The sequence below is a fragment of the Streptomyces alanosinicus genome, from assembly GCF_014650595.1.
GTDB classification, from domain to species: Bacteria; Actinomycetota; Actinomycetes; order Streptomycetales; family Streptomycetaceae; genus Streptomyces; species Streptomyces alanosinicus.
Window position 1 is genome coordinate 163,717 of record NZ_BMVG01000016.1, and the last position, 6,152, is coordinate 169,868.

The 6,152-nt window shown below is 70.2% G+C and carries 9 protein-coding genes; 5 read left to right on the forward strand and 4 right to left on the reverse strand.

The annotated features are described in order from the left end of the window. The first annotated feature begins 342 nt into the window (after positions 1–342). On the forward strand, positions 343–897 hold the full coding sequence (locus IE277_RS28150; protein WP_308433431.1) for a hypothetical protein: 555 nt from the start codon (positions 343–345) through the stop codon (positions 895–897). A 105-nt stretch (positions 898–1,002) separates the two neighbouring features. On the opposite strand, the gene IE277_RS28155 is transcribed toward IE277_RS28150, so the two are convergent. From IE277_RS28155 to IE277_RS28165, 3 genes are all read right to left on the reverse strand, one after another. After that, positions 1,003–1,272 (reverse strand): hypothetical protein, encoded by a 270-nt coding sequence (locus IE277_RS28155; RefSeq protein WP_229882004.1) that lies wholly within the window; start codon positions 1,270–1,272, stop codon positions 1,003–1,005. 5 nt (positions 1,273–1,277) lie between these two features. Then, on the reverse strand, positions 1,278–1,487 hold the full coding sequence (locus tag IE277_RS28160; protein WP_189956505.1) for a hypothetical protein: 210 nt from the start codon (positions 1,485–1,487) through the stop codon (positions 1,278–1,280). Between the two features lie 126 nt (positions 1,488–1,613). Next, positions 1,614–2,330 carry a TetR/AcrR family transcriptional regulator gene (locus IE277_RS28165; protein ID WP_189956506.1) on the reverse strand — a complete coding sequence of 239 codons (717 nt, stop codon included), beginning with the start codon at positions 2,328–2,330 and terminating at the stop codon, positions 1,614–1,616. Positions 2,331–2,399: 69 nt separating this feature from the next. Here IE277_RS28165 and IE277_RS28170 point away from each other — a divergent pair, with 69 nt between their 5' ends. Further along, the gene (locus IE277_RS28170; RefSeq protein WP_189956507.1) at positions 2,400–3,281 is read left to right on the forward strand and encodes an SDR family NAD(P)-dependent oxidoreductase; all 882 of its coding nucleotides are present in this window, start codon (positions 2,400–2,402) and stop codon (positions 3,279–3,281) included. 226 nt (positions 3,282–3,507) lie between these two features. Here IE277_RS28170 and IE277_RS28175 read toward each other — a convergent pair whose 3' ends face one another. Continuing rightward, on the reverse strand, positions 3,508–4,035 hold the full coding sequence (locus IE277_RS28175) for a YceI family protein (RefSeq protein WP_189956508.1): 528 nt from the start codon (positions 4,033–4,035) through the stop codon (positions 3,508–3,510). Between IE277_RS28175 and IE277_RS47540 the strand changes: the two genes are divergently transcribed. From IE277_RS47540 to IE277_RS28185, 3 genes are read left to right on the forward strand one after another with little or no spacing between them, the layout of a single operon-like run. After that, positions 4,021–4,698 (forward strand): histidine kinase, encoded by a 678-nt coding sequence (locus tag IE277_RS47540; RefSeq protein ID WP_229882005.1) that lies wholly within the window; start codon positions 4,021–4,023, stop codon positions 4,696–4,698. The two genes, IE277_RS28175 and IE277_RS47540, sit on opposite strands and share 15 nt — an antisense overlap. A gap of 2 nt (positions 4,699–4,700) precedes the next feature. Next, positions 4,701–5,240 (forward strand): sensor histidine kinase, encoded by a 540-nt coding sequence (locus IE277_RS47545; RefSeq protein ID WP_229882006.1) that lies wholly within the window; start codon positions 4,701–4,703, stop codon positions 5,238–5,240. Continuing rightward, positions 5,237–5,893 carry a response regulator gene (locus tag IE277_RS28185; protein ID WP_229882007.1) on the forward strand — a complete coding sequence of 219 codons (657 nt, stop codon included), beginning with the start codon at positions 5,237–5,239 and terminating at the stop codon, positions 5,891–5,893. Before IE277_RS47545 ends, IE277_RS28185 begins: the two co-directional genes overlap by 4 nt. Positions 5,894–6,152 lie beyond the last annotated feature (259 nt).

Sequence of the window (6,152 nt, forward strand, 5' to 3'; positions counted from 1 at the left end):
CGGGTCCGGGCGGGGCTCGCCGAAATCATGCCGGTGCGGGCCGTCGGGCCGTACGGCCTGTGGGTTGGGCCGGATGCCGCGTCCGGATGCGGGTGGTGTCGGTCCGGCCGCAGGATCGTGATCATGTGGAAATTCATGATGACCCATTCCAGTCGTCAGCGACTGCGGCGGAAAGGCCCGCAGCGTGCCATATGCGCGGCTGTTGCCTCCAGCGCGCTGCTGGGAGCTGCCACGGCGTGTGATCACACGACCGAGCGGAGCCTTCCCGGCGGTGCGCCGGGCGCGGCGTCGGCCTCTTCCGGCCGGGCGTTGCCGACTCGTCCCACGGGTGTCGGTACGCGGATGTGGAAACGGGTTCCGGCCGGCGCCGGGCAGGTGGTGGTGGTCTACGGCGAGGACCGGGAATCGCCCGACAGTGTGGTGGTCCTCTACCAGAAGCGGGGGACGATCTGGGAGCGGACGGCCAGCTGGCCGGGGCACAACGGCAGACTGGGCTGGACGACGGACCATCACATGGACGACGAGCAGAGCCCCGTCGGCGTGTTCAGCCTCACCGATGCGGGCGGCTCGCTCGAAGACCCCGGCAGTCGGCTGACGTACTGGCAGGACGGCAACGCCTTCCCGTCCATGCAGATCCCGGAAAAGGCGCACGACCACGACTTCGACTACGTCATCGCCATTGACTACAACCGGCTCAAGGGTGTTCCGCCCTTCGACTGGAACCGCCCCGAGGGTCCCGACAAGGGGGGCGGGATCTGGCTCCACATGGACCATGGTGACGGCACGTCGGCCTGCGTCACCGTCCCCGTGTCGGGCATGAAGACCCTGCTGCGCGTGCTGGATCCCGCGCGGCATCCCGTCGTGGTGATGGGGGACCGGGAACGGCTGCGGGCCTGAGACCCGGTCAGCCGTGCGCACCACCCTCGACATGCCCTTCGCCGTCCCCGCCGGCCAGATCTCGGCGGCCTGTCGTGGCTAGCCGGTGACTTCGCACATGGGGTTTTAGGTCTGGAGCCAGCGGGGTCTGGTTTCGTCGATGCCGAGGAGTTCGAGCAGGTGTGCTTGGACTCCTCGGCTGACGAGGATGACCGGTGGGTCGGTGGCGGTGCCGGGGCGGAGCATGAGGTCTTCGAGGTGGTAGAGGATCATGCGTCCGGTGGGGCGGACCTTGCGGTTGTCGGGGTAGAGGCCGGCTATGGTCTGGTCGGGGCCCAGGGCTTGGCGGACCTGGCGTTCGATCAGGCAGTAGACCAGCAGGGCCAGGCAGATCACGGTGATCAGGGCCGTGATGCGCCGGTTGTGCTCCAGGAAGAGCGGCGGTTGGCGACCAGGGCCTCGACGACCTGGCCGTGCGTCAGATGGGCCACCTCACGGACGGGGCACAGTTCGTCGATGATCCCGGCCACGTCCAGCCAGCGCAGAAACTCGGCAGAGGCAGGCAGAGCGCCCAGACGCCTCTCCACCACGGAAGCCAGCTCCACCCTCATACGGGGACGCTGGACCCGGGAACGACGCGAACGAGATATCGGCACGTCCAGTCCAACGACCCACACCTACCGAAGTACCGGTCAACTCAGCAGTTCATCCGACTCGGCTATGTGCGGAGGATCGGGCTAGCCGCGCCTGCGGCCGACGGGTGGCCTGCGGTCGTCGCTGGGCGCCTGTGTGTCCGTGGCGGGGTGCGCGTCGAGACCGGTGAGGAGCGCGGTCAGGACGCGGGTCAGGCGGGGTTCCACCTCCACGACGGCGTGGCCGAGCCGGGGGTCGCTCGTGTAGAGCTCGCGCAGGCGCGGACCGGGCGTGGCCATCTGCCACAGTGCCCCGGCCATGCCGGTCGCCGTGGCGATCGTGTCGAGGATCTGGGGCTCGGTCAGACGAAGCAGCCGGCTCAGCTCCGCGCCGATCAGCCCGACTTCGTGCAGGGTCGCGAGCTTGAAGGAGCGCACCGACTCGATCGAGACGTTCCGCTCCAGGTTCAAGGGTGCCTGGGCGAGCAGATCGCAGAACATGGGGCGCGCGGTGAGGGTGCCCGCGAAGACGGCGGCGACCTCGGCGGGCGTGGCCTGCTCCCTGCGCCCCAGATCGCCGCGCAGAGCGGCGGACCACTCACGCCAGCCCTCCGCGGTCAGCTCCAGGAAGATCTGCTCGCGCGTCTCGAAGTAGCGCAGCAGGGCCGACTTGTGCATGCCCACGGCCGCCGCGATGTCCGTGAGGGTCACCTCGCGAATGCCGTTGCGGCGGCCGAGTGTGCGGGCGGCGTCCAGGATCGCCTCCTGGCGTGCCTGCTTGGCCTCGGCGCTGCGTGCGCGCAGGAAGGCGGGCTCATTCATGGGGGACATCATAGAAACCGATAAGGCAACAGTGTTGCGCTATTAAGAGAACGGTGTTGCACTAATGGCATGAGTCGACAGGATTCCAAGGTCTGGTTCATCACCGGTTCGTCGCGCGGTCTCGGCCGCGCCCTGGTCGCCGCCGTCCTCGACGCGGGCGACCCCGTCGTCGCCACCGCCCGGCGCCCCGAGACGGTCGCGGAAGCCTTCGGCGAGTACGGGGACCGCGTCCTCCCCCTCGCCCTGGACGTCACCAGCCCGGACGCCGCCCGTACGGCGGTCGAGGGGGCTCTGGCGCACTTCGGGCGCATCGACGTGCTCGTGAACAACGCGGGGTACGCGAACGTGTCGCCCATCGAGACAGCGGACGAGGACGACTTCCGCGCCCAGTTCGAGACGAACTTCTGGGGCGTCTACAACGTCACGAAGGCCGCGCTGCCCGTCCTGCGCCGACAGGGTTCGGGAACCATCGTGCAGTTCTCCTCCGTCGGAGGCCGGGTCGGTGGATCACCGGGTATCGCCTCGTACCAGGCGGCCAAGTTCGCGGTCGACGGTTTCAGTCGCGTCCTGGCGGTGGAGACCGCACCCTTCGGTGTACGGGTCATGGTCGTGGAACCGAGCGGCTTCGCCACGGACTGGGCCGGCTCGTCCATGACGGTCCACTCGATCCCCGACGCCTACGACGAGACCGTGGGCGCGATGAACCGGCTCGTGCGGCAGAACACGGCCGGGGCGGCGGGGGACCCGCGCCGCGCGGCCGAGATCATCGTGCGGACCGTACGCCGCGACGAGGTCCCCGGCCATCTCCTGCTGGGTGTGAACGCGGTGACCATGGCGCAGGACCACTCCCGCCGCCAGCTCGCGGAGGCGACCGCGTGGGAGAAGGTGAGCCGCTCGGCCGACCACGAAGAGCCCTACCCCGTCCAACTCCCGACCGAAGAGCGTCCCTGATCCCCACACCGTGTGCGGGTGATGTCCGGCCTGGAGGAGAGCGGTCCCGCGGATGTGCCGCCGGTCCGCCGCTCCGGGTCCCGGGCCGGCAGCCGGGGTGCATGATCGCGCACGCCCAGGCCATGCTTCACACCGCCCGCGCCGCGCCGTACCGCTTGTGCGGGTCCCTCCCCACGACCGCGTCAGCCACGGCAGACCCCTGTTGTCCGGTGGGCGGCGCCCGGGGTCAGACGCGGCGGCAACGGATCTCCAACGTCAGATCGAGATGCCGTCCGGCCATGCCACGGGACGCCGTCACACCGAACTCGGTGCGGTCGACCCGCGTGGTGGCACGGACGGTGAAGGCATCCGCCAGCACCTCGCGGTGCACGAGCGAAAGCCGGGCCGGCCGGGACACGCCGCACACGGTGAGCGTGCCGGTGACCGCGGTGGCGTCCAGCTGGTCGGAGACGAACAGCATCAGCGGATACCGGTCGGTGTCCAGGAACTTCGCCGACCGTACGGCGGCGTCCCGCTGGGCGTTGCCCGTGCGAAAACTCACCGCGTCGATCTCCGCGCGCACGCGCGACCCGGAGAGCGGCTCGGCCACGTCGACCGTGCCACCACGGATCGCGAAGGCACCGCGCACCGGCAGCAGACCGAAGAGGTGCCGGCTCGTGAAGGAGAGGGACGAATCGTGCGCGTCGATCGTGTAGCGACCGAGCCGGGGAGTGGCGTGACGGTGTCGTCTGTCGTATCCATGCCTCCATTCCATGGCGGCGGGCATGCCGTGCGGCAGGGCGAGCGGTTGGTTCCTCACCCGACGAAGGCGGCGATCGCGGCCGCCTTCGGGTCGCTCGACACCGGTCTGACCCTGGTCGGCGGCACATGGTGGCCCGACCGTCCGGGCACGTTCGCCTGGGTCATGCTCACCGTGCAGGCGCCGGCCTGCGCCTCGGTCGCGTTCCGCCGTATCGCGCCGCTGACCGTCGTCGGCATGCTCGGCACGTTCACCCTCGCGGTGACCCTGCTGATCTCACCCGCGGGTGTGCTGACGCCGGCCCACCCGGGGAACGCATGGGCACCCCTCGCCACCGTGCTGGCCGCCTACGGCCCGCTCTTCTACCAACAGAACCGCAGGACGGCGTACTTCGCGCTCGCCGCCTTCACCCTGGTCGTCATGCGGCCCTGGGAGCCGTCCGTCACGAACCTGACGGTCGGGCTGCTGCGTACGGCGGTCGGGCCGCTGCTGGCGCTGCACTTCGACACCCGCCGCAGGCTGATGCAGGCACTCGTCGAGCGCGCCGAGCGCGCGGAGCGGGAGCGTCATCTGCTGGCCGGGCAGGCCCGCGCCGAGGAACGCGCCCGGCTCGCCGGTGAGATGCACGACGTGGTCACCCACCGGGTGAGCCTGATGGTGCTGCAGGCGGGGCGCTGAAGGTGACGGCGGCCGACGACGCGACCCGGCGAGCGGCAGAGGAACTGCGCGCCGCGGGCTGCCAGGCGCTGGACGAACTCCGGGACCTGGTCGGCATTCTGCGCACCGCCCCGGAAGGCGACCACACCCCCTCGGCGGCGGGGTTCGCCGAGCTGATCGCCGAGTCCGTCGCGGTGGGGATACCGACCGAGCTGATCGAGGAGGGCGACCCGGCGCTGGCCTCGCCGGTGGTCGGGCGCACCGCCTACCGCGTGCTGCGCGAGGCCCTGACGAACGTACGCAAGCACGCCCCCGGCGCCCGCGTGAACGTACGAGTGGAGTACGACCACGCACAGGTGCGGCTGACCGTCCGCAACGCGCCCCCGAACGGCACATCACGCAGCGCCCTCGCCGGCACCGGCTCCGGTCTGGGTATCGCCCATCTGCGGCAGCGCATCGAGCTGGTGCACGGCACCCTGCGTGCCGGACCCTGCTGCGACGGCGGATCCAGCGTCGAGGCGACGCTGCCCGCGTTCGTCCCGACCTCCGAATCGGCGGTGTGAGCGTGGCCCGCGTAGTGGTGGTGGACGACGAGCCCATGGTGTGCGGATTCCTGCGCACCATTCTCGGCTCGGCCTCCGACATCGAGGTGGTCGACGAGGCGCACGACGGCGTGGCCGGCGTCGAGGCCGTCCGGCGCAGCCGTCCCGACGTCATCCTGATGGATCTGCGCATGCCGGGCATGGACGGGCTGACCGCGATCGAGCGCGTCAACGAGCTTGCCGACCCGCCGCACATCGTGGTGCTGACCACGTTCGACGCCGACCAGTATGTGCTGCGTGCGCTGCGGGCAGGTGCGAGCGGCTTCCTGGTGAAGTCCACGCCGCCGGAGGAGCTGATCGGTCTCGTACGGGCCGCCGCCCAGGGGCACACCGTGCTGTCGCCCTCCGCCGCCCGTCGGCTCATCGCCGCGTCGACGGACAGCCTCTCGGCCCGCGACCGCGCCCGCGAACGGGTCGCCTCGCTGACCGAGCGCGAGGTGCAGGTGCTGGCCGGGCTCGGCGAGGGCCTGTCGAACGCGCAGATCGCGACGCGCCTGTACCTCTCCGAGGCCACGATCAAGGGCTATGTCTCCCGGATGCTGGACAAACCGGGCTGCGTCAACCGCACCCAGGCGGGCCTGCTCGCCCATGACGCGGGGATCGCCGACGCATAGCGGCCACCCGCGGATTCGGACGGCACGGCGGCCGCACGTCCCTCATTTCGCCCCTGGATACGTGACGCCACCCATAGGAGCCAGATCACATCCGATCCGGGATCGTAGGAACGGAACGCCCTGAACAGGGACTGAAAGCGTCAAAAGCGGGCAAGTCAGGCAATCATCCTATGTGGGGTAGTACGTCACATCATTGCGTACCACCCCAACCGCCGCTAACCATGGCTGTCGTTGCCGGGAACACCACGACGGACCCGAC

What these genes read in the sequence shown, in the direction of transcription:
- IE277_RS28150 (WP_308433431.1), top strand. Translation starts at nt 343, where the DNA reads ATGTGGAAACGGGTTCCGGCCGGCGCCGGGCAGGTGGTGGTGGTCTAC.
- IE277_RS28160 (WP_189956505.1), bottom strand. Translation starts at nt 1,487, where the DNA reads ATGAGGGTGGAGCTGGCTTCCGTGGTGGAGAGGCGTCTGGGCGCTCTG.
- IE277_RS28165 (WP_189956506.1), bottom strand. Translation starts at nt 2,330, where the DNA reads ATGAATGAGCCCGCCTTCCTGCGCGCACGCAGCGCCGAGGCCAAGCAG.
- IE277_RS28170 (WP_189956507.1), top strand. Translation starts at nt 2,400, where the DNA reads ATGAGTCGACAGGATTCCAAGGTCTGGTTCATCACCGGTTCGTCGCGC.
- IE277_RS47540 (WP_229882005.1), top strand. Translation starts at nt 4,021, where the DNA reads ATGCCTCCATTCCATGGCGGCGGGCATGCCGTGCGGCAGGGCGAGCGG.
- IE277_RS28175 (WP_189956508.1), bottom strand. Translation starts at nt 4,035, where the DNA reads ATGGAATGGAGGCATGGATACGACAGACGACACCGTCACGCCACTCCC.